Origin of the sequence: Agrobacterium sp. Azo12, assembly GCF_029193765.2 — a bacterium.
Classification (GTDB): domain Bacteria; phylum Pseudomonadota; class Alphaproteobacteria; order Rhizobiales; family Rhizobiaceae; genus Agrobacterium.
In genome coordinates this window covers 1,933,726-1,953,455 of record NZ_JARFYO020000001.1, presented here as the reverse complement: position 1 = coordinate 1,953,455, position 19,730 = coordinate 1,933,726, and the positions used below count along the sequence as shown (strand labels likewise).

The following is a 19,730-nucleotide window of genomic DNA, read 5'->3' as shown; positions in this document are numbered from 1 at the left end:
GCTATGCGCCGCATCTCTCTAGCACCCCGCCCGGACTGGCGTGAAAAAGCCGAAGCCGTTGGTTTCAGGTTTCACGAAATGTATGGCGAAGCCTATTGGGTGGATGATGCGGCCTATTGTTTTGAGCTGGAAGAGATAGAAGACGAGATCGAAGCCCCCAGCCAGGAACTGCACGACATGTGCATGGATCTGGTCGGCGATATCGTCAAAAACGAACAGGCGCTTCACCGGCTGGCCATTCCCCGTGAGTATCATGATGTGGTGCGAAATTCCTGGGAACGGCGCGACCGCCATCTCTATGGCCGTTTTGATCTGGCCTATGATGGAAACGGCCCGGCCAAGCTGCTGGAATACAATGCCGATACACCGACCTCGCTGTTTGAAACGGCCTATTTCCAGTACAACTGGCTGATCGACCAGATTGCGCTTGGCGCCGTCTCACCCGATACGGACCAGTTCAACTCCGTGCAGGAAAAGCTGGTCGATGCCTTTGGTCAGTTCTCAAAGGACCGGATTTTCCATTTCGCCGCCATCTCCGACAGCACCGAAGATTACGGCACCACGGCCTATCTGATGGACTGCGCCATCCAGGCCGGTCACAGGGCGCAGTTCCTTGATGTCAGGGAAATCGGCATTGACGCCGAGGGCCGTTATTCCGACCTGCAGAACCGCATCATCGAGCGCTGTTTCAAACTGTACCCGTGGGAGTTTATGCTGCGCGAGACCTTTGCCGAGCAGCTTATCGACAACGGCCAGGTGTTCGTTGAACCGGCCTGGAAGTCCGTATTGTCCAACAAGGGGTTATTGCCACTGCTGTGGCAGCATTATCCCGGCCATCCCAATCTTCTGCCCAGCTTTTTTGCCGATGATGCGGATGCCGCCGGACTGTCCGACTATGTGGTGAAACCGCTTTTGTCGCGTGAAGGCGAAAATGTCAGCCTGTTTCGTGACGGGCATGAGGTGCTGGCAGCCCCTGGCGATTACGGTGATGAGGGTTACATTGTGCAGGCGTATGCACCGCTGTTTGAAAGTGAGGCCGGACACGCCGTGCTGGGCAGCTGGATTGTCGGAGATCAGGCCTGTGGAATTGGCATTCGTGAAGACAAATCGCTGATAACAGCCAATCTTTCGCGGTTCGTACCGCACATCATAAGCGGATAACGCCACTGATTAAACCGCTCTTGTCTTGCCTATGGTGCGACACGACTTGGATTTTCGCGGGCAACCATCACGGCCGTACCCTGTCGCCAAACGATCAACATGGCAGCGGTACAATGGATGAAGTCACCAGAGGCGAACTTGAAAAGCTTCATGGGCGGATCAACGACATGAGGGAGCGGATTGTGACGCTGGAGGCGCAGCAGCCACACATCAATGCCGCGCTTCTGCGCATTGAAGGCAGTGTCGGCAAACTGGCAGATCGCATTCGCAACGCATTGTGGGCCTTGCTGTTACTCGTTCTCTCGCCGCTTGCGGTGCTGCTGATAAAAGCCTTTGCCTCCGGCGCGCTGTCTGCTCATCTCTAATTCCAATGAAAGTGGTCACCGGTTTGCGTTACGTGTGATCGCTCCGGGTTCGCCACCACAACCATCCCTGCCCGATGCTGCCGCCATCTTCAATCGAGGTGGCAAACATGACATTCGTCTTCACCCGCATCTTCCTGCGCTATGTCGCGGCAATCCTTGTTACCAAGGGGCTGATTGCGCCTGACATGGGGCACATCCTGTCCAATGACCCGGACCTTGCGACCGGTTTGCACTTGGCTTTCGGCATGGTGGCCGCCCTTGTCGCGGAAGGCTGGTATTATCTGGCGCACAGGTTTGGCTGGGCAAAATGAAATGGCTGCGCAATCTTCTGCTGGGCGGTGTGGTGGAAAAGTTCACCGGCCCCCTTCTTGCCGCCTATCAGGCCAAACTGGCAGCGCAAACCGACAAGGACCGACTGGCGGCCGAACAGACAATCAAAAGCATTGAGGCGGCGCGTGATATTGCCGTTGCAGAAGCGGCAGATCGCTGGAGCGCAACCCGCCTTGGTCGGTTGCTGATCGTGGTGCCGTTTGGCCTGTGGTGGGCGGCGATCTATTGTGTGCAGATCATCAATCCGTGGTTTGGGCTGTCACTTGTGGTGGTCGATGTGCCCAAACACATCAATGATATGGCGCTGGTACTAATCCCGGCAATTGTCATTGGCGATGCCGGTGCGCTGCTGGCGCGCCAACTGAAACGATAAAAGATCGGCAAATAGCCTGATGCGAATGTTGACATTATCACAACACGATGTTATTATATCAACATCAGGAAAACGATGGGATGGGGGCTGAATACTCCGGACTTTGCGAAACTCCTTCAGCCGGTGCCAGTCGTTTTCCTGACATTTCACATCCGCCCGGTCTACACGACCAACGATGCCTTCGCTGACGTTTCAGCAGCGAAAGCGGCGCTAAGCCCATCCCAGACATGACAGACGAAGCCGATCTGCCACCTCCCCTTGGGTTATGTTCCCTCAGGGGATGAGCGCAATGACAGGTGTGGCGGTGGTCAAAATGGCGTCTTCGATCTTGCCGGCTGGTGAAACAAGGTCTGCTTCCCCTGTCTTTCGCGCACGCTCCACCCTGGCCAAAATCTGCTTGCCATCACGCAGCCCGCAGATGGACAGCGCGCCAATCGCAGCAGGATCAACCAGTTCCGACTGGCCAAACAGCACGACGGCATCATCCCAAATTGCCAGAGTGCCCGAGGATACGCGGATCTGCGCAGCAATGATCTGCCGTGTGTAATGGCCACTGGCGGCCAGTTGCGCCTTTTCGATAACCGCCTGCGGCAGCGGCCGGGGTTCCGGCAGCATATGCAGCGTGCCATCCTCATCAATGGTCGCTGCCAGCAGAATTCTTGCTTGCAGGGCATCAGCCTCTGATGTGATGCCCGCGTGTTTGATCACCTCTGACACCGGCACGGAAAGAAAGATGGCAATCTGGACCGCCTCTTCCATCTTCATCTTGCGGCTGCCAGAGAAGGTGCGCGACACGGCAGACGGGTCAGAGTTCAGGTGCCGGGCAAGCGCACGCAGCGATTTACCGGTATCCTTCAACCTGTTGTGAAACCATTCGCCATCAATCTCGGCCATAAAATTCTCTCTTGGATGCGCAGCGTTGTGCATTTGTTGCAAAATTCACAACATTTTGCAAGAGCGCATGAAAAAGACGATCACTATTGCGGCGGCCGGCCAGTCTTCATCGCATAGGGGACCAGGCATATTTTCCCGCTCAAAGCACCGTAATATATCGATAATTCCAGTGATGCGGCCTGCAGATAATCACACGCTTCCAGCCGCTTCATTTTTTCCGCCTATCAGTGTTGTTATCTGTTGACGTTGCTATTATCACAACATATTGTTGATTGCGACAACATAAGCAATTAACCGGGATGAACACCATGCGCGCCAACCCTCAGCAAGACACGGACAGGATGGCGAAATGCCAGTCGCCGCTGTCTATGCTGGAACAGGCAGAGATGATTGATCGTCTTGTCGGTCGTTGCGTGATGCGCGGTGGCGTGGTAGCTGACGAAACACTTCTCGTCATCACCGGCCAGACTGCAGAGAACCTGATCTCACTGGCCAATCATCTCAGGCGCCTGTCGCATGTTCAGGGCCGTCCCGACGGGATGGTGAAATCGCGATGAGCAACACATCTTTCCCCTCGCCGCTTCGGCCAAAACGCCTTGAAGCAGATAACCGCGAGCGCCGCCATGGGCAGGTTCGCACCGGTTATCGCAGGCGTGGCAACACACTTCGCAAAGTCCCCAAACGGCAATTTGCCAGAAAACCGGCGGTGCCTGCCTGCTCAGCCAAATGCAGACTGGAAAACACCGTCAGTCAGGGTGCTTTATCATGAACATTTTCGTCAAAAAACCACGCCTCAGCAGCTACAGGAAAATTGAAAACCCGCTGGACCGTTTTCCAAGCTGGCAAACCTTCAACCAGATCGACAAGGAGCGCGCCCGCGCGCTGTTTGATTACCGCGATGGCAAGCTGTACTGGCGCAACATGGTCGGTCGCCGGCGCCCGGAAGCCGGTTCCGAGCTGATGCGCAAGACCACCGGCGGCGATCCCGTCTGGGTGATTTCTCTGGGCAGCCGTCAGGAAGTGCGCCGTTACATGCGCTGCTATCTGGTGTGGAACTGGCATTACGGCAAGACAGAGCGCATCTTGCGGCCACTGGATGGCGACCATCTGAATGACCGCATTGGCAATATCGGTTTTGCCGGGCCTTTGCCGCAGGAGGACATGCCGGAGCCTGCCCCGGCACCGCAACCGCTTGAAAGCAAATATGGCGTGAACTGCCCGTGCTGCGGCGCAGGTGTGCAGGTGATGACCGCAGATCTCGCGACACAGGTTTATGGCATTACCGAACAGCAGGCCCGTATCTTGCGTGCCATCTGGAGCGGCAAGGGAAAACCGGTGCATATGGAACGGGTGTTTTCCGAAATGTATGCCGACGATCCTGACGGTGGACCGACGCAGGAAAAAATGTACCTGGCTTTCAAGGTGGCCATGTCCCATCTGCGCACCAAGCTGGAGGGCTCCGGCATTTCGGTTGAAACGGTGGGTTACCGACAGGGGTACCGGCTTATTCTGGGTGACAGGGCCACATCGCCGGACAGTCCGGCCTGAGTGGGATGAATGGCTACATGTAGTAAGTACAGGTGTTGGAAGTATGCACGCCCGACCATGACCGGCTATTTGTGCTGAACGGCGCAACATCCTCCCTCATCTCTGTCCTCGGGCTTGACCCGAGGGATGACACAGAGATCCAGTCATCCCCAGTCTTGGGGATGAATAGACTCTTTTCGCCGCGCCGACGCGCGTCGGCTGGATGCCTGTGACAAGCACTAGGCATGAGGAGCGTTTGTTGGACCCTCAGCGCCAAACAACGCCCCAACCACTCACTCCACGTCATCCTCGCCCCTGAGGCGAGGATCTAATCATGTTGACCAGATATGTCGCGGTTGCGGTACGTGGTTAGATCCCAGGGACAAGCCCTGGGATGACGTAAGAGAGGAAGCCAGCGGCGCGAGTCTGCGCAGTGGAAGAAGTCTCCAATCGCTCAGGCCAAAGGCACTCCCTTTTCCCAGAAGTCACGCACCTTATGCCACCATGTCACTGTTTCAGGGTGCATCCATGGCAGAAAGTCATCCGGTTTGGTCGTGTTGTGCAGATTTTCGTTCTGCAAATCTTCCAGCAAACCGACGATTGCTGCGTCCTTCACGTACTGGACGCCATGGGTATGCCAGTCTTTTACAACCTGAAAAACAGCGGTAAAACGCGATGTATCACCCGCTTCCAGACATCGGATCAAATGGCAGGCGAATTCCCCAGCAATCAAATAGCCACTCACCTCTTCGTCAGATTCCTGCTCGCGCCGGAGCCTTTCCCAAGTCTCCCGAAAGGTGGGATCAGCGAGTAACAGCGGCTCGAACATGTTTGAGCGGTGAATTATCCTGGAGTCCTCGTGATCGCTTTGAGACATAACTCTTTTTGTCAAAGCCTAAACCCTGCCGCAAGTCCCTATCCCCAAAACCCGCAAACCACTTTGACCGCAAATATTTCGCGGTCGGTGGCTTGCGTTACGTCGAATGCGTTGCGATAATCGCAACATAATTCAACACGAGTCACAACAACATGTCATCTGATGTCGAACGGCTGCGCCGCGACGTGTCGCTGTCTTCTACCGTGGCGAGCTACGGTTACCGGCTGCAGCGCAACGGTCGCGAATACCAAACCTGCTGCCCGTTCCACGCAGAGAACACGGCATCATTTACAATTTATGCCGGACAGGACGGCATTGAGCGGTTTCACTGCTTTGGTTGTGGTGAACATGGTGACGTGCTGGATTTTGTGCGCAAACTGAAAGGCGTCAGCCTGCCTGAGGCGATGCGCCTGCTGGGCAGCGGTGACTGCAGCCATCATCACATCCCGCGCGCTGAGACCCCCGCCACGGATGCCTATGACGGCATTGTGCCGGTAACGCCCCCTGTTGAACTCTTGCTGCCCGGCCGCCGCGTGCGGCTCTACAATCCCAAACGCCGCGGCAAACGGGCGGAATGGGGCGCATTTGCCCCCTCGATGGTGTTTCCCTATCACCGCCGCGATGGTTCGCTGATGGGCTATGTGCTGCGGCACGACCTGCCCGGTGGCACCAAGGAAACGCCGATGGTGATGTTTGTGCGTTTGGAAGACGGCACACAGACATGGTGCCGTTTTCCCTTCCCCAAACCACGACCTCTCTATGGCCTGCATGAATTGCCTGACAGCGGCAGGGTGATTGTCGTGGAGGGTGAAAAATGCCGCGACAGCCTGCGCAAGGCAACCGGACACAGCGTTGTGTCATGGGTGGGCGGCACGCAAGGTGCCAAACACACCGACTGGTCACCACTGGCCGGTCGCGACATTATCATCTGGCCGGATTTCGATGAACCGGGCCTGTCGACATCAGGCGATATTGCGCATCGCCTGACGGCACTCGCCGCCAGGGTCCAGCTGGTCGGGTTTACCGAGACAGACAAGGCCTCACAGGCAGAGGTTTTCTCCTATGCGGACTGGCAGGCCGGAAACCTGCCCAGTCGTGGCTGGGACTGTGCCGATGCGGTGGATGCCGGCTGGACAAAGGCCAGGCTGCAAACATTCATGCGCCAGACCATACGTCCCTATCTGCCACCTGCCCCGCCAGACAGCAAACCGGCCGTGACAGCAGTCGTACCATCGGCCCACGGTAAATCATCAATCGGCAAATCGGCAATCACAACACAGGGCAAACCGCGTGGCGTTGACGGTATTGAGGACATGCCAGAGCATTTTCCGCCGCAAAGCTACGGGTCCGAGGTCTGGCTGGCGCGTGAGTTTCAACAGGCGTTGAAACAGGCCTGTGGCGGCGACATCGTGCGGGCGGAGGGGAAATTCTGGGCCTTTGGTCCGTCGGCATGGCGACCGATACCGGACCAGAAAATTCGCCTTGCGGTGCATGCGCTTGACGCGGTTGCCATTGGTGCCAAGGCAACACCGCTGAAGCTTGGCAAACGGATGATTGACGGCATTCTCAACGAGCTTGGCACCCGGGTTGGCGACGATGATTTTTTCAAGAACCCCGTGGTCGGCATGAATGCCAAAAACTGCACGATTACCATCGATGACAGCGGCAAGGGGACCTGCCGCGACCATGATCCGCAGGACCGGTTTCGGTTCACCATCGATGCCGAATATCATCTGCACACCGACAGCAAACCGCCTGAAGGTTCGTTGCTGCACCGGCTGCTGAGCGGTGCCTTCAAGGGTGATGTCGATGCCGACAGCAAAATCCATCTGATTTCCGAAATGCTGGGGGCTGCTGCCTTCGGACTTGCGACGCGGGTCAAACAGCCGAAGGCCTTCATTCTGCTGGGCGAAACCGCCAGCAACGGCAAATCCACCATTGCCGCGCTGTTTCGCGCGCTTCTGCCAGACGGTGCGGTTTCGTCGATCTCACCGGCGTTTTTCAACGATGAAAAACGCATCATCAACCTGGCAGGCAAGGCTGCCAATGTCGCTGACGAACTGAGTGCTGCGGCCATTGCCGGTGAGGAATTCAAGGCGGCGGTCACCGGCAACCCGATTGAAGGCCGCAGCCTTTATAAAAACGTCGTCAGCTTTTCGCCGCGCGCCCTGCATTGTTTTACCACCAACACCCTGCCCCGTTTTAATGGCGGCATTGATCGCGGCCTGCGCCGCCGTCTGGTGGTCATGCAATTTAACCGCACCATACCCGAGAGCGAGGTCATTACCGATATTGCCGAGCGCATTCAGGCGGAAGAGCTGGATCTGCTGTTGGGTTTTGCTGTGGCTGGTGCCATCCGGCTGAAAAAGAATGGCGGTTATTCCATTCCCGAAAGCTCAAAAGACGCGCTGAATTCCTGGCTGCTGCTAGATCCGCTCAATGAATGGTTCGATATCCGCGTTGTTCCAGCACCGTTTGAGCCGCAAGGCGGTTGGCTGCGCACCAGCCGGCTGTTTGAGGACTTCAAGACCTGGGCGGTCGATCAGGGTTACAAGGAAAGTTTCCTGCCACCGGTCAACACCTTCTCGCAACGGCTGAAATCCATGCCCAATATCCAGCTGAAACGCCTGAGCACCGGCATGGTCGCACAGGGCGTGACCATTCAGGGCGGCACGCAATATGGACAGGTTTTTTGAACAGCCGCGTCACCACGACCATGCCACAGGCACAACCGTTATCTGGAAAAATGTCGCGTTTTCATCAACAAGGGAAATCGCGATATGGCAAAAGACAATTATAGCGCATGCCTTGATTTTACGTTGCAGGCTGAAGGCGGTCTGTCGAAGGACCGTAAAGATCCCGGCAACTGGACGGGCGGCAAAGTGGGCGTTGGCACCTTCAAGGGCACCAAATATGGCATTTCTGCCGCGTCGTTTCCCCATCTCGATATTGCCAACCTTACCCTTTCCGATGTGAAGCCACTCTACAAGACACGCTACTGGGATGCGGTGGGCGGTGACAGTCTGCCGGCTGGTTTTGATCTGGCGGTCTGGGATTACGGCGTCAATTCCGGCCCCGCGCGGGCACTGCGTGAAGCGCAGGCGATTATCGGCGCCAAGGTGGATGGCAATATTGGCCCGGAAACCATAACCAAGTCCGCAACCGCCGGCGTCAAACACATCCAGTCGCTGTGCGCGCGACGTCTCAGCTTCATGCGTTCCTTAAAAATCTGGAGCATCAATAAAAACGGCTGGTCGGCCCGTGTTGCCAAGGTTGAGGCAAAAGGCGTTGCCATGTATCTGGCGGCGACTGGCACAAGCGCTGCGGCACGCAAGACATTGGCCGCCGAAGGCCAAAAGGCCAGCGACAAGGCCGCAACACAGGCCAACCAGGGCGCGCTGTTCGGCACCGGTGGCACGGTTGGCGTTTCGGCCGGTGTGCCATCCTGGACCGGCTTCAGCCTGGCCATGGTTGGCGTTCTCCTCGCGACCCTGCTCATCTTTGCCATTTACCGCAAAAACCGCCAGCGGGCAGAAGCCTACCGGGCAGAGGCTGCCGCCTTGAAGGACCGTCCGCTTGAGACTGTTTCGCTGTAATGGAGCCGCCAAACCTGGTGCTTGCTTAGATATTGTGCGGCTTTTCAGCCCGTTATGCGGAAACCACACGGGTTGCAGAAGGTCGAAATGTCCGTGCGCGCGATGATGTTGGAAGTGCAAAAACGAATAAAGCCGCTTCGGTTTCCCAAAGCGGCCCTGTTCGTGATCAAAAATATATTCAGTGTAAACGAGTCAGTGCTTAATATAAATGGACACTTCCCGTGGCCACTGTGGCCAATTTCAGTCGTCCCCTGAAACAAGGCCATTGAAGCGAACTATTGGCCAATCGTCAAGTTATTTCCCTTCGCATCTGCGGAATTTTTTAGAGAAATTTCATTTTTGCAGCAAAAATGGGGAATAAAATTCTTTAAATTCAGCACCTTATAGAACAGCAAAAAAGTTATGCAGCGAAAATCGCTGCACACATAATGATCACACAATGTTCACATTGACGCCGCAAATCATTGGGAACCGAGGTAATTACGGTTAAAATACAGTAGAGGATCACCCTTTGTGCCGAAGTGAATTGTCTCAACCTGTCCCAAAAGAATCAGGTGCGTCGACATGGGTTTTACATCGACAAGATTACAATCAAACGACACCAGCGCGTCCTCCAGCACCGGCGCGCCGGTGGCCAGCGTCATCCATTTCGCCTTTGCGAAACGCTCATCATTTTGCAACCCTCCGAAACCGGCAAAGGCATCGGACAATGCGCGGTGACGCAGTCCCAGACTGTTGAGCACAAACTTGCCGCTTTGCGCAAAAATCGCATTTTTTTCATTGCCGGAATTCAGGCAGGCCAGCACGGTGGGCGGATTGTCGGATACGGAACACGCCGCCGTAATCGTCACGCCACGCCGCACGCCGCCGTGCTCGGTGGTGATCAACTGGACGTGCCCGGCATATTGCGCCATGGCATCGCGGTAAATATGCGCATCAACGGCATTATATACAGTCAAAAGAAACTCCGTGCGTTAAATACGTCCCACCCGCCCGATAGGCACACGGACAGCGACGATTATGTAGCCGAACAGTTACATTTTTGAAAATCCCGAACAATTTCCGCCTAAACATTGTTCGCAGCAATATTTTTCCCTTTTTCCGTGCGTCTGACATGTTAAACAACAGCCAATTAATATGGATAAACCGCTTTCAATGCTGACAAGCCGCATTTTATTTCTGGTCGCATCTGTTGCGTTTGCGCATGGCGCAAGTGCCGCGACACTTGGCGTTGTCGCACCGCAGGACGGTCCTTATAAAATTCTCGGCGACCAGATCCGCCAGGGTGCCAAGGCCGCAGCTGCGCAGGCTGGGCTCGATGTGGTTGAGATCAATGAGGATTGCACCGACAGTGGCGGCGGTGCGATTGCCGACGGGCTTGTTGCCGCCAAGGTCAGCATTGCCATCGGCTTTCTGTGTTCGGAAACTCTTGCCAGCAGCCTGCCGGCGCTGAAAGAAACCGGCACGCCGGTGATTACCCTTTCCAGCCGCTCGACCATTTTGCTTGAAGATGCCGCCAAAAACAGTTGGCCGGTGTTCCGTCTTGCGCCATCAGACACTGCCGAATCCGATCGGCTGGCCGAGGTTATCCTGCGTGATTGGCAGGGGTCACTGTTTGCTCTGGTCGATGACGGTACCATTCATGGCCGCGAGCTGGTGGACCGTATTCGTGCCAAGCTGGAAGAAGCAGGCCTGCAGCCAACCCGCATGGAAACCCTGCGCCCGGCGCAGGAACAGCAGGTGGCGCTGGTACGGCGTCTGTCGCGTGCTGGCATCGGCAATGTGTTTATGGCAACCGACCGCAATGATGTCTCGACGGTTGCGCGCGATGCCGCCTCTGAAAACATTGCCCTGACCGTTTTGGGTGGCGATACGCTCAATGCCGCCAATGCGCCGCTTGCGCTCACCGCTGGCACCTTTGCCGTAACGCTGCCTGATTATGCGTCATTACCTGCAGCCGCAGCCGCGCTTGACATATTGACGGCAGCGGGCGTGACAATTCCTGAAGGTTATACCCTGCCCGCCTTTGCCGCAGTGCAGATTGCCGCCAACGGCATTGGACTGGCCGACCAGCAGAAAAAGCCGGTTCTCGACATATTAAAAGACTCAACCTTCACCACCGCCATTGGTGACGTTGCCTTTAACGAGGCACATGAGTTGAAGAGCAATCCGTACAGCCTGCAACAGTGGAATGGTCAGGCCTTTGTGCCGGCCGCACGCGCAGTGCGCTGAGCCTCCACCGCATCGGCGGTCATCCTCCGCATCAGACGTTGATCTCGGTTGTTCCGCAGCTATGACAATGATATGGCAGCGCATGTGCTCAAATCTCTGAGTGCAAGCCCTTTGCCATCGCGTTCATGCACTCTGTACGGAGCTTTCCATGTCCCTTCCCGTCCGCCTTGCCCCTTCCATTCTTGCAGCCAATTTCGCCAAGCTGGGACAGGAGGTCAGTGATGTCGTTGAAGCTGGTGCGGACTGGATCCATCTGGATGTGATGGACGGCCATTTTGTGCCGAATATTTCCTTTGGTCCCGATGTCATCAAGGCGCTTCGCCCACATACCAATGCGTTTTTTGATTGCCACCTGATGATTGCCCCTGCCGATCCCTATCTGGAAGCCTTTGCCAAGGCCGGTTGTGACGGCATTACCGTGCATGCGGAAGCTGGCGCACATTTGCACCGTTCGCTGCAGACCATCCGTTCGCTCGGCAAAAAAGTCGGTGTTACGCTGAACCCGGCAACCCCTCTTTCCGTGCTGGAAAACGTCATTGATGATGTCGACCTGATCCTGATCATGAGCGTCAACCCCGGTTTTGGTGGCCAGAAATTCATTCCCGCCATGCTGGACAAGATCAAGGCTGCCAAGGCGATGATCGGCGCACGTCCGATCGAGCTGGAAGTGGATGGTGGCATTACCCTGGAAACTGCACCGGCCGCCATTGCCGCAGGCGCCAATGTGCTGGTGGCCGGTTCTGCCATTTACAAGGGCGACGGCGTTGAAGATTACCGCAAGACTGTCACCGCCATTCGCCAGGCCGCAGAAAGCGGTCGTGCGTGAAGAAGGCCGGCTTCTTTCTCTCCCTGATGACATCAGGTGCCGCATTTTTTGCGGCCCCGGCCCATGCCGGTGACATCGCCGCCTTCCAGACCATCGGCTTTTCCAAAGACGGCGGCATCTACGCCTTTGAGGAATATGGCGTGCAGGACGGGTCCGGTTTTGCCTATTCCAATATCTATGTCATCGATACCGTCAAAGACACCTATCTCGAGGGCACGCCGATACGGGTGCTGGTGAAGGATGAGGCGGTTGGTGTGGGTGCAGCACGCGCACAAGCGCTGGAAAAAGCAGCCCCACTGATTGAACAGCACAGACTGGCTAACAATCCCGGTCTGCTGGCCTCCTTTAACCCGGTCAGCGATGCCAGCGGCAACCCGTACCAGATCAGCTATTACGCTTATGCCGCAGCACCACCCTTTGGTTCACCCTACAGGCTGGGGCTGGAAGAGGTTATACAGCCAGCTGGTGAAAAATGCAGTTCCTGGACCGAACGCAGTTCCACCTTCAAGCTGAAAATGCTTCTGCAGGACGGCAAGAACAGTGATAGAATTGTCTATGATGAGCAGCGCGCGCCGGAAAGCCGCGGCTGCGTGACCGGCTACCGGCTGGGCGGCGTGGTCACGCATCAGGGTTTTGGCTCCAACCTGCACATGGCACTGGTAACGGTGCTGCAACATGGCTTTGAAGGGCAGAATGGACGCTGGATCGCCGTACCCGTCAGACCATGAGCGGTGCCTTGAAAGGGCAGTCCATTGAAACAGCGGCTTGAACACGCCCTGCCCTCAAAAACCGCAGCACTTGCCGGACCATTCGTCTGGGGTGCAGCGATGGCGCTTTCCTGCGTGATTGGTCTTTATATGCGCCACCGGGGCGAGACCGATCATTTCTGGCAGATCGTGGCGTATTATTTCGCCGGTGCTTTTATTGCCTTTACGCCAGCCTTGGTGCTGGCGCGGTATCTGGCATTTGCAAAACCGGCCACCGCCCGCTTCTGCGCCTTTGCGCTGTGTCTCTGTCTTGTCACCTATGGCGTGACGGCGCTGCTGTTTGCCCTGCAGTACCGCATTTTTTATGCGCAGTGGCATGAGCCATTCCTGACACGGATCTGGTTTTTCCAGCAGTTGTTCACCACGCTTGGCGCAACCTACCAGTTCACCATCATCGGCCTTTGGCTGTATTTTCCCGTGGGCATCGTGTGTCTGTTCGTAACCAGTTTCATCCTTTCCCTTCGAATGCGTTGAGATTGGCGTCACACTTTGCTAAACGGGCTGCAAATTCTCACCATATAGAAAGCGGTAGCAATGATCCCTCGCTATTCCCGGCCGGAAATGGTCGCAATCTGGTCGCCGGAAACGAAGTTCCGTATCTGGTTTGAAATCGAAGCCTATGCCTGTGATGCACTGGCCGAGATTGGCGTCATTCCAAAGTCGGCAGCTGAAACAATCTGGGAAAAAGGCGGCAGCGCCACTTTCAATGTTGAGCGCATCGATGAAATCGAAGCCGTTACCAAACATGACGTCATCGCCTTCCTGACGCATCTGGCCGAATTTGTCGGTCCTGACAGCCGCTTCGTGCACCAGGGCATGACCTCTTCCGACGTGCTGGACACCACGCTGAACATTCAGCTGGTTCGCGCAGCAGACATTCTGCTTGCCGGCATGGACCGCGTACTGGCTGCGCTGAAGACCCGCGCCTTCGAACACAAGGACACGATCCGTATTGGCCGCAGCCACGGCATTCACGCCGAGCCGACCACAATGGGTCTGACCTTTGCCCGCTTCTACGCGGAAATGGACCGTAACCGCACCCGTCTGGTCAATGCCCGTGCAGAAATTGCCACCGGTGCCGTTTCCGGTGCCGTTGGTACCTTTGCCAATATCGATCCGCGCGTTGAAGAACATGTCTGCGAAAAGCTGGGCCTGATCCCTGAGCCGGTTTCCACACAGGTTATTCCGCGTGACCGCCACGCCATGTTCTTTGCAACGCTTGGCGTCATCGCCTCGTCGATTGAAAATGTGGCGATTGAAATTCGCCACATGCAGCGCACCGAAGTTCTGGAAGCGGAAGAGTTCTTCTCGCCGGGCCAGAAGGGTTCGTCGGCCATGCCACACAAGCGCAACCCGGTTTTGACTGAAAACCTGACCGGTCTTGCCCGTCTGGTGCGTATGTCGGTTGTGCCAGCGCTGGAAAACGTTGCCCTGTGGCACGAGCGTGACATCAGCCACTCCAGCGTTGAGCGCGCCATTGGCCCTGATACCACCATCACCCTCGACTTTGCGCTGCACCGTCTGGCCGGCGTTGTCGAAAAGCTGGTGATCTACCCGGAAAACATGCTGAAGAACCTCAACAAGTTCCGTGGCCTCGTGCATTCGCAGCGCGTTCTGCTTGCACTGACACAGGCTGGCGTTTCCCGCGAGGATTCCTACCGCCTCGTGCAGCGCAACGCCATGAAGGTTTGGGAACAGGGCGCAGACTTCCTTGAGGAACTGCTGGGCGATGAGGAAGTGCGCGCAGCCCTTTCCGAAGACGCCATCCGCGAAAAGTTCGACCTCGGCTACCACACCAAACATGTTGATACGATCTTCAATCGTGTGTTCGGCAAGGCCTGATTGAACCGTTAACGCCCGTGTCAGATGCCCGGACCTTGTCCGGGCATTTTCATAATGACGACAGGTTTGCGGCCCATCGTCAAAACCACGTCGGGCAGCCCCGACAATGTCGACAATCCTCACCGCCATCTTGAATACGGTGACATTGATACCAAGATAAGCGCCATGAAAGCATCCGAAGCAGATATCCTCATCGTTCCCGGTTACACCAATTCCGGGCCAGACCACTGGCAATCCCGCTGGCAACAGAAGCTTGGCAGCGCGCGTCGCGTTGAGCAGGCCGAATGGTCGAAGCCCGTGCGTGAAGACTGGATCAGCAGGCTGGTGGAAGACGTCAATGCCTGCACGAAACCGGTTGTGCTGGTGGCGCATTCGCTTGGCGTACCAACCGTGGTGCATGCCATTCCGGAAATTAGCCACAAGGTTGCCGGCGCATTTCTGGTGGCACCGCCAGATGTCACCAACCCGACCATCCGGCCAAAACATCTGATGACCTTTGGTCCCTACCCGCGCGAACCGTTCCCGTTTCCGGCAATGACCATTGCCAGCCGCAACGACCCGTTCGGCACCTATGAGCATGCTGACGAGATTGCCGCTGCATGGGGCTCATTGCTGGTCGATGCCGGCATGTCCGGCCACATCAACACCGAATCTGGCCACGGCCCATGGCCGGAAGGCACCATGGTTTTTGCCCAGTTTCTCAGCCGTTTGAAGAACCCTGAAACCAGCGAGCACTAAAAACCGGCATTTTTTCCTGAACCATTCGGCCATTCAAGCGTTTCTTCTATGTGTTTAATTAACTTGGAGGAAACGCAAATGGACTGGAACCGTGTTGAAGGAAACTGGAAACAGGTTAAGGGCAAGATCAAGGAACAGTGGGGCAAACTCACTGATGACGACCTCGATCAGATCGCCGGTAAACGTGACCAGCTTGAAGGCAAGTTGCAGGAACGTTACGGCCTCGCCAAGGATCGCGCCAAGACCGATGTAGATGATTGGTATGGCCGCCAGACCTGGCATTGAAAACCACAAGTCCGCAAAAGTTTTGGTTCAAACACCAAGACCATGCCGTCAAAGAGTTCAGCCCCCGTTTTCGGGCGGCGCGTAGTTGACGGTAAATAGACGGACACGTGCCTAGACATCAACGCTATGCCTTGAATAATAAAAGCCTAGACGATTGATGACACACTCAAAGCCCCGCTTATGCGGGGCTTTTTTTTATGAGGCGATCATATTGGCGGCCGGCAGGCGGTTTGCGGTGATATCCCGCATGGTGCCGATTGACCGTATCGGCACATTGTCTGTATCCATGATCATGCGTCCGGTCACATGGATCCAGCGCAGCGTGCCATCTGTATTGTTCAGCGGATACTCGGTTTCGAAGTAGTCACCGGCAATCAACGCATCATAAATCTCCTTGGCCACCCTCTCCCTGGTGTCCACATCGATCTTTTGCAAAATGCCCTCAATGGGTACCCCGGCCCTGCCATGGCAGGGTAAAAATTCAAAGAAATCTGCACAAACATAATCCAACGTGACGAGATTTTCGATTACATCCCACGTGTAATAACCGGTCTTCTCGTCCTGCATTTCAAGCCTTTGCGATGCCACGCCATCCTCCTGCGCGCATATTTCGATTCTAAGCCTACCGGACACAAATTGGTTGAGTAAGGACAGGCACTATAGTTTTTGACTATAATTTTAACGGACAACAATTTGTGGTAGTGGCGCTGGTAGGCTCGTAAGCGCGCCAATCACGAAATGGTTCCAATGTTTTTTTTAAAACGTCAGTTTTTTTGATGGGGCGGGAGATGGCAATTTTGAACGCGTCGCCCAAGTGCCGCTTGGCACAGGCGAAATTTAGTATGTTTAATAGATATCGTTTGGCTCAACCGCGTCGCAACTTACCGACGTGGCGCTCCGCTGCGTTTCTCCAGAGTTTAAAAAGACAGTCGTCCCATATTGTTCGCAACAGCAATCGCCAGCAGCACACCAACGTCTCAAAAATTTTCCAAAACCGGCGCGAAAATACAACCTAGCGAGAAAAATCAGCGCGAAAAATTAAAAAATCGAAAAATATTTCGATATTTTATCTCTATCCAATCAATGACTTCGGGGTGGTTTTGAACTAAATCGGGTAAGTTGATTGCATAACCTTAGATTTAATCCTATATTGTGTTATCGACCATTGCTTGTGACGCCGGTCCAGAGCTTTTGCTCCCGTCGGATTTCCTCTCAAAATATCGATCCAATCCTGCGAGGTTTCGCAGGAACAACAACGATTGCTATGAAAGGAAATCGTTATGAACACTGGCACCGTAAAGTGGTTCAACGCAACCAAGGGCTTCGGCTTCATTCAGCCTGACGATGGCGCGACCGACGTTTTCGTACACATCTCTGCCGTAGAGCGCGCTGGCCTCAGCTCGCTTACAGACGGTCAGAAGATCCGCTACGAACTGGTTCAGGACCGCCGTTCTGGCAAGAACTCTGCCGATAACCTTCAGGCGGCATAAATTTGTCATTTGCTCCGCCGACCACGGATGTACTGGCGGCATGAGTAGATGACAGTGAGAGGTCGGGTTTGCGCCCGGCCTTTATTTTTTTTAAGACATGGGAGATTCTCATGCTGAAAGTTCCCTATCGCTGCGGCGATAAAATCGTCCTCAAAACACGCACACGCGGCAGTGTCCAACCCCATGGGACTGGCGAAGTCGTTGCAGTGTTGCCCGAAACTCAGGGCGTCATCCGATACCGGATACGTATTGATGGCGAAAATTTTGACCGCAGTATTGGCCAGGACGACATCGACAACGACGCATCGTCCCGCGGCACTCCGAAGTCCAAGACCCCGACATCCCGCGGCGATACCAACGCCAGCTGGATTGATCTGACTGCGGTCAGAACAAAAAAATAGTCCACCACGTACAGATAAGGAGATATTTTGCAGGTCATCGTTAGAGAAAACAACGTCGAACAGGCACTTCGTGTCCTGAAGAAAAAATTGCAGCGCGAAGGCGTTTTCCGCGAAATGCGTGCCCGTAGCGCCTATGAAAAACCGTCCGAAAAAAGAAATCGGGAACAGGCCGAAGCCGTTCGCCGTCACCGCAAACTGCAGCGGAAAAAATTGCAGCGCGAGGGTTTGCTCCCCGCCCCTAAAAAAGCTGTGCACACACGCTGAGCATTGGTTGCCCCTTCACGAAAGGAGGTCGTCATGACGATTAATAAAGAACCAATCTTAAAAACCGGCAGAGCATCTGCACAGGATAAAGCCTCAGCAACCGATCAAGCCGCACGGCAGATCATTGCGACGGATGAAGCCAAACGGGCCAAAAAGACGGAACGCTTGCGCTTGTTGCGCGAGGCACAGGAATCCGCAACGCCTGTAGAGCTGCCCACAGCGACAAAGCGCAAATCGCGCGCAAAGGCCTGACAAGGTCCTTGATGTGTTGCCTGACGATTGGCGGCTCTAAAAAGACATGACGGGCGCAGCAACTGCGCCTGAACACACAGTAGCGCATCGGGTCACATCAGATACCCGGTCGCTTCTCTCCCCAGAACAAACTCCCCTGGAAAACACAACGCCTTTGACACAGCACGAACAGCCGTGTGCTCGAGAAGGTGCGGCTGCTGCTGGCAAATGCGAGTGTGATGCTGAGCATCACATCGTGTCGCAGTATCGCGTGCCTTCCCCTAAAAGTCGCGTGCATGCAGCGCCAAGGAACGGCGCCCTCCGTGCAGAGCACAGCTTGCTCCCTGACCAAGTCAGCCATCGCTCTTGCGAGCATCGCTGCTATTTTTAAGCTTGTGTGAGACCCACGCGCACGCGGGTGGGTCAGCGGCGCCCTGAAAACGTCACAGTTCATTCAGCGACCGTTCACGCGGATGGGCGCTAATCTCAATCACCACACAGGGAGTGTTTGAGATGCGTAAGTTACTTTTACGTGCAGGTATTATTCTCACCGCATTTATTGGCGGCGGCGCAAATGCGATGCCGATCATGCAGCCATCTGCGCCAGTGGCGTCAATTGTCCAAAAAGTCGACTATGCTTGCGGGCGAGGCTATTACCTGACGCCCCGCGGTTATTGCCGACCCTATGAACCGCGGCGTTACGAGCGCGAATGGGACCGTCGAAGCGATTGGAACCCTCGTCGCGAGTGGCGTGAACACCAAGCCCGTCGCGAATGGCGCGAGCATAGACGGTGGGAAGAGCGCGGTGATTGGCGCCGCGAACGCGAATATCGCCAGTGGCAATGGTAGACAGTGTTAGGCCCGCTTTTTCGGCGGGCCTTTTCTTCTTCCTGGGTAAAAAGAGCGCCTAGCCATCCATGTTCACAAGAACGAATTCGCGCTTATCTCCTCGCTTGATGGAAGCAGATCGGGAGGCTGCCATCCAAGCATTTGGCAATGCACGCGCGCAATCGAAACCAAATTTCTAATCGTCATTCCATTACAGCGCACAGAGCATACCAGCCAAAACCAAGACAAATCGAGGCTGCAGAAAACGGCAAATCTGCGCACAGGTTTTTGATTTAATTTAGAAATGGCGGAAGAGGTGGGATTCGAACCCACGGTAGGCTCGCACCTACGCCGGTTTTCAAGACCGGTGCCTTAAACCGCTCGGCCACTCTTCCTTAATTTCGATCTGGCGGTGGGCCGTCACGCAATGTGACAACAGCACCCAAATCAAGCGGTGGCTGGCTTTATAGCGGTTCGGTTCGCCGCGTCAACGTGCAGAAGCAACTAAAAACACCCACCCACATAAATAGCGTGCAAAAGCTGAATTGCAACTTTACGCCACCGGCCAATGTGCCATCATGCTGCGCCATGCGGGTGCACCGACACAGTTGATTTCAACCCAAGAGACACCCTGCCCCTGATTGTTATTATCTATAACGATTTCAGCACATTATTTAATTTTATGAAATTAAAAATTTAAATG

Annotated in this window: 25 protein-coding genes and 1 tRNA gene; 21 read left to right on the top strand and 5 right to left on the bottom strand. The window is 55.3% G+C overall.

Going from position 1 to position 19,730, the window contains the following annotated elements:
• Positions 1 to 3: 3 nt before the first annotated feature.
• From PYL13_RS09125 to PYL13_RS09110, 4 genes are all read left to right on the top strand, one after another.
• Complete coding sequence (locus tag PYL13_RS09125) at positions 4 to 1,161, top strand: glutathionylspermidine synthase family protein (protein ID WP_275641070.1); 1,158 nt, start codon at positions 4 to 6, stop codon at positions 1,159 to 1,161.
• Between the two features lie 113 nt (positions 1,162 to 1,274).
• Positions 1,275 to 1,526, top strand: a complete 252-nt coding sequence (locus tag PYL13_RS09120; RefSeq protein ID WP_192491266.1) for a hypothetical protein — start codon at positions 1,275 to 1,277, stop codon at positions 1,524 to 1,526.
• Positions 1,527 to 1,633: 107 nt separating this feature from the next.
• Complete coding sequence (locus PYL13_RS09115; protein WP_250982578.1) at positions 1,634 to 1,837, top strand: hypothetical protein; 204 nt, start codon at positions 1,634 to 1,636, stop codon at positions 1,835 to 1,837.
• The gene (locus PYL13_RS09110) at positions 1,834 to 2,229 is read left to right on the top strand and encodes a hypothetical protein (protein ID WP_275641069.1); all 396 of its coding nucleotides are present in this window, start codon (positions 1,834 to 1,836) and stop codon (positions 2,227 to 2,229) included. Before PYL13_RS09115 ends, PYL13_RS09110 begins: the two co-directional genes overlap by 4 nt.
• 273 nt (positions 2,230 to 2,502) lie before the next feature.
• Here the strand turns inward: PYL13_RS09110 and PYL13_RS09105 are convergent, their stop codons facing one another.
• Positions 2,503 to 3,123 (bottom strand): helix-turn-helix domain-containing protein, encoded by a 621-nt coding sequence (locus PYL13_RS09105; protein ID WP_275641068.1) that lies wholly within the window; start codon positions 3,121 to 3,123, stop codon positions 2,503 to 2,505.
• 308 nt (positions 3,124 to 3,431) lie between these two features.
• On the opposite strand from PYL13_RS09105, the gene PYL13_RS09100 reads away from it, so the two are divergent.
• The 3 genes from PYL13_RS09100 to PYL13_RS09090 are packed head-to-tail and all read left to right on the top strand — an operon-like array spanning position 3,432 to position 4,671.
• Positions 3,432 to 3,680: a hypothetical protein gene (locus tag PYL13_RS09100; protein ID WP_275641067.1), complete on the top strand. Its 249-nt coding sequence runs from the start codon at positions 3,432 to 3,434 to the stop codon at positions 3,678 to 3,680.
• Positions 3,677 to 3,892, top strand: coding sequence for a hypothetical protein (locus PYL13_RS09095; protein WP_275641066.1), 216 nt, complete (start codon positions 3,677 to 3,679; stop codon positions 3,890 to 3,892). The genes PYL13_RS09100 and PYL13_RS09095 overlap by 4 nt, the downstream gene beginning before the upstream one ends.
• Positions 3,889 to 4,671 carry a helix-turn-helix domain-containing protein gene (locus PYL13_RS09090; RefSeq protein WP_275641065.1) on the top strand — a complete coding sequence of 261 codons (783 nt, stop codon included), beginning with the start codon at positions 3,889 to 3,891 and terminating at the stop codon, positions 4,669 to 4,671. Before PYL13_RS09095 ends, PYL13_RS09090 begins: the two co-directional genes overlap by 4 nt.
• Before the next feature lie 433 nt (positions 4,672 to 5,104).
• On the opposite strand, the gene PYL13_RS09085 is transcribed toward PYL13_RS09090, so the two are convergent.
• Positions 5,105 to 5,527, bottom strand: a complete 423-nt coding sequence (locus PYL13_RS09085) for a DUF7674 family protein (RefSeq protein ID WP_275641064.1) — start codon at positions 5,525 to 5,527, stop codon at positions 5,105 to 5,107.
• A gap of 152 nt (positions 5,528 to 5,679) precedes the next feature.
• Between PYL13_RS09085 and PYL13_RS09080 the strand changes: the two genes are divergently transcribed.
• Positions 5,680 to 8,223, top strand: a complete 2,544-nt coding sequence (locus PYL13_RS09080) for a CHC2 zinc finger domain-containing protein (RefSeq protein WP_275641063.1) — start codon at positions 5,680 to 5,682, stop codon at positions 8,221 to 8,223.
• Positions 8,224 to 8,307: 84 nt separating this feature from the next.
• A complete protein-coding gene (locus tag PYL13_RS09075; protein WP_275641062.1) occupies positions 8,308 to 9,123 on the top strand; it encodes a glycosyl hydrolase 108 family protein in 816 nt (271 codons plus the stop codon).
• Between the two features lie 461 nt (positions 9,124 to 9,584).
• On the opposite strand, the gene PYL13_RS09070 is transcribed toward PYL13_RS09075, so the two are convergent.
• Positions 9,585 to 10,037, bottom strand: coding sequence for a flavin reductase family protein (locus tag PYL13_RS09070; protein WP_275641398.1), 453 nt, complete (start codon positions 10,035 to 10,037; stop codon positions 9,585 to 9,587).
• Between the two features lie 241 nt (positions 10,038 to 10,278).
• On the opposite strand from PYL13_RS09070, the gene PYL13_RS09065 reads away from it, so the two are divergent.
• From PYL13_RS09065 to PYL13_RS09035, 7 genes are all read left to right on the top strand, one after another.
• Complete coding sequence (locus PYL13_RS09065; protein WP_303298995.1) at positions 10,279 to 11,355, top strand: ABC transporter substrate-binding protein; 1,077 nt, start codon at positions 10,279 to 10,281, stop codon at positions 11,353 to 11,355.
• Positions 11,356 to 11,503: 148 nt separating this feature from the next.
• Positions 11,504 to 12,181, top strand: coding sequence for a ribulose-phosphate 3-epimerase (gene rpe / locus PYL13_RS09060; protein ID WP_275641060.1), 678 nt, complete (start codon positions 11,504 to 11,506; stop codon positions 12,179 to 12,181).
• The gene (locus PYL13_RS09055; RefSeq protein ID WP_275641059.1) at positions 12,178 to 12,909 is read left to right on the top strand and encodes a DUF2259 domain-containing protein; all 732 of its coding nucleotides are present in this window, start codon (positions 12,178 to 12,180) and stop codon (positions 12,907 to 12,909) included. The genes rpe and PYL13_RS09055 overlap by 4 nt, the downstream gene beginning before the upstream one ends.
• 24 nt (positions 12,910 to 12,933) lie before the next feature.
• Positions 12,934 to 13,422 carry a hypothetical protein gene (locus PYL13_RS09050; protein ID WP_275641058.1) on the top strand — a complete coding sequence of 163 codons (489 nt, stop codon included), beginning with the start codon at positions 12,934 to 12,936 and terminating at the stop codon, positions 13,420 to 13,422.
• A gap of 60 nt (positions 13,423 to 13,482) precedes the next feature.
• Positions 13,483 to 14,790, top strand: a complete 1,308-nt coding sequence (gene purB / locus PYL13_RS09045; protein WP_192491254.1) for an adenylosuccinate lyase — start codon at positions 13,483 to 13,485, stop codon at positions 14,788 to 14,790.
• 165 nt (positions 14,791 to 14,955) lie between these two features.
• Entirely contained in the window at positions 14,956 to 15,528 is a 573-nt protein-coding gene (locus PYL13_RS09040; RefSeq protein ID WP_275641397.1) for an RBBP9/YdeN family alpha/beta hydrolase, read from the top strand.
• Between the two features lie 78 nt (positions 15,529 to 15,606).
• Positions 15,607 to 15,813: a CsbD family protein gene (locus PYL13_RS09035; protein WP_192491253.1), complete on the top strand. Its 207-nt coding sequence runs from the start codon at positions 15,607 to 15,609 to the stop codon at positions 15,811 to 15,813.
• Between the two features lie 195 nt (positions 15,814 to 16,008).
• Here the strand turns inward: PYL13_RS09035 and PYL13_RS09030 are convergent, their stop codons facing one another.
• The gene (locus tag PYL13_RS09030; protein ID WP_275641057.1) at positions 16,009 to 16,401 is read right to left on the bottom strand and encodes a PAS domain-containing protein; all 393 of its coding nucleotides are present in this window, start codon (positions 16,399 to 16,401) and stop codon (positions 16,009 to 16,011) included.
• Between the two features lie 692 nt (positions 16,402 to 17,093).
• On the opposite strand from PYL13_RS09030, the gene PYL13_RS09025 reads away from it, so the two are divergent.
• From PYL13_RS09025 to PYL13_RS09005, 5 genes are all read left to right on the top strand, one after another.
• The gene (locus PYL13_RS09025) at positions 17,094 to 17,303 is read left to right on the top strand and encodes a cold-shock protein (protein WP_192491248.1); all 210 of its coding nucleotides are present in this window, start codon (positions 17,094 to 17,096) and stop codon (positions 17,301 to 17,303) included.
• 110 nt (positions 17,304 to 17,413) lie between these two features.
• Positions 17,414 to 17,704 (top strand): cold-shock protein, encoded by a 291-nt coding sequence (locus PYL13_RS09020; protein WP_250982593.1) that lies wholly within the window; start codon positions 17,414 to 17,416, stop codon positions 17,702 to 17,704.
• A 27-nt stretch (positions 17,705 to 17,731) separates the two neighbouring features.
• Positions 17,732 to 17,968: a 30S ribosomal protein S21 gene (gene rpsU / locus PYL13_RS09015; protein ID WP_192491246.1), complete on the top strand. Its 237-nt coding sequence runs from the start codon at positions 17,732 to 17,734 to the stop codon at positions 17,966 to 17,968.
• A gap of 33 nt (positions 17,969 to 18,001) precedes the next feature.
• Entirely contained in the window at positions 18,002 to 18,220 is a 219-nt protein-coding gene (locus tag PYL13_RS09010; RefSeq protein ID WP_275641056.1) for a hypothetical protein, read from the top strand.
• 492 nt (positions 18,221 to 18,712) lie between these two features.
• Complete coding sequence (locus tag PYL13_RS09005) at positions 18,713 to 19,048, top strand: GCG_CRPN prefix-to-repeats domain-containing protein (protein WP_275641055.1); 336 nt, start codon at positions 18,713 to 18,715, stop codon at positions 19,046 to 19,048.
• Between the two features lie 284 nt (positions 19,049 to 19,332).
• On the opposite strand, the gene PYL13_RS09000 is transcribed toward PYL13_RS09005, so the two are convergent.
• Positions 19,333 to 19,422 (bottom strand) — tRNA-Ser (locus PYL13_RS09000).
• Positions 19,423 to 19,730 lie beyond the last annotated feature (308 nt).

Excerpts from the sequence above, each read along its gene's own strand:
- PYL13_RS09125 (WP_275641070.1), top strand. The coding sequence starts at position 4 with ATGCGCCGCATCTCTCTAGCACCCCGCCCGGACTGGCGTGAAAAAGCC.
- PYL13_RS09120 (WP_192491266.1), top strand. The coding sequence starts at position 1,275 with ATGGATGAAGTCACCAGAGGCGAACTTGAAAAGCTTCATGGGCGGATC.
- PYL13_RS09115 (WP_250982578.1), top strand. The coding sequence starts at position 1,634 with ATGACATTCGTCTTCACCCGCATCTTCCTGCGCTATGTCGCGGCAATC.
- PYL13_RS09110 (WP_275641069.1), top strand. The coding sequence starts at position 1,834 with ATGAAATGGCTGCGCAATCTTCTGCTGGGCGGTGTGGTGGAAAAGTTC.
- PYL13_RS09105 (WP_275641068.1), bottom strand. The coding sequence starts at position 3,123 with ATGGCCGAGATTGATGGCGAATGGTTTCACAACAGGTTGAAGGATACC.
- PYL13_RS09100 (WP_275641067.1), top strand. The coding sequence starts at position 3,432 with ATGCGCGCCAACCCTCAGCAAGACACGGACAGGATGGCGAAATGCCAG.
- PYL13_RS09095 (WP_275641066.1), top strand. The coding sequence starts at position 3,677 with ATGAGCAACACATCTTTCCCCTCGCCGCTTCGGCCAAAACGCCTTGAA.
- PYL13_RS09090 (WP_275641065.1), top strand. The coding sequence starts at position 3,889 with ATGAACATTTTCGTCAAAAAACCACGCCTCAGCAGCTACAGGAAAATT.
- PYL13_RS09085 (WP_275641064.1), bottom strand. The coding sequence starts at position 5,527 with ATGTCTCAAAGCGATCACGAGGACTCCAGGATAATTCACCGCTCAAAC.
- PYL13_RS09080 (WP_275641063.1), top strand. The coding sequence starts at position 5,680 with ATGTCATCTGATGTCGAACGGCTGCGCCGCGACGTGTCGCTGTCTTCT.
- PYL13_RS09075 (WP_275641062.1), top strand. The coding sequence starts at position 8,308 with ATGGCAAAAGACAATTATAGCGCATGCCTTGATTTTACGTTGCAGGCT.
- PYL13_RS09070 (WP_275641398.1), bottom strand. The coding sequence starts at position 10,037 with ATGGCGCAATATGCCGGGCACGTCCAGTTGATCACCACCGAGCACGGC.
- PYL13_RS09065 (WP_303298995.1), top strand. The coding sequence starts at position 10,279 with ATGCTGACAAGCCGCATTTTATTTCTGGTCGCATCTGTTGCGTTTGCG.
- rpe (WP_275641060.1), top strand. The coding sequence starts at position 11,504 with ATGTCCCTTCCCGTCCGCCTTGCCCCTTCCATTCTTGCAGCCAATTTC.
- purB (WP_192491254.1), top strand. The coding sequence starts at position 13,483 with ATGATCCCTCGCTATTCCCGGCCGGAAATGGTCGCAATCTGGTCGCCG.
- PYL13_RS09040 (WP_275641397.1), top strand. The coding sequence starts at position 14,956 with ATGAAAGCATCCGAAGCAGATATCCTCATCGTTCCCGGTTACACCAAT.
- PYL13_RS09035 (WP_192491253.1), top strand. The coding sequence starts at position 15,607 with ATGGACTGGAACCGTGTTGAAGGAAACTGGAAACAGGTTAAGGGCAAG.
- PYL13_RS09025 (WP_192491248.1), top strand. The coding sequence starts at position 17,094 with ATGAACACTGGCACCGTAAAGTGGTTCAACGCAACCAAGGGCTTCGGC.
- PYL13_RS09020 (WP_250982593.1), top strand. The coding sequence starts at position 17,414 with ATGCTGAAAGTTCCCTATCGCTGCGGCGATAAAATCGTCCTCAAAACA.
- PYL13_RS09010 (WP_275641056.1), top strand. The coding sequence starts at position 18,002 with ATGACGATTAATAAAGAACCAATCTTAAAAACCGGCAGAGCATCTGCA.
- PYL13_RS09005 (WP_275641055.1), top strand. The coding sequence starts at position 18,713 with ATGCGTAAGTTACTTTTACGTGCAGGTATTATTCTCACCGCATTTATT.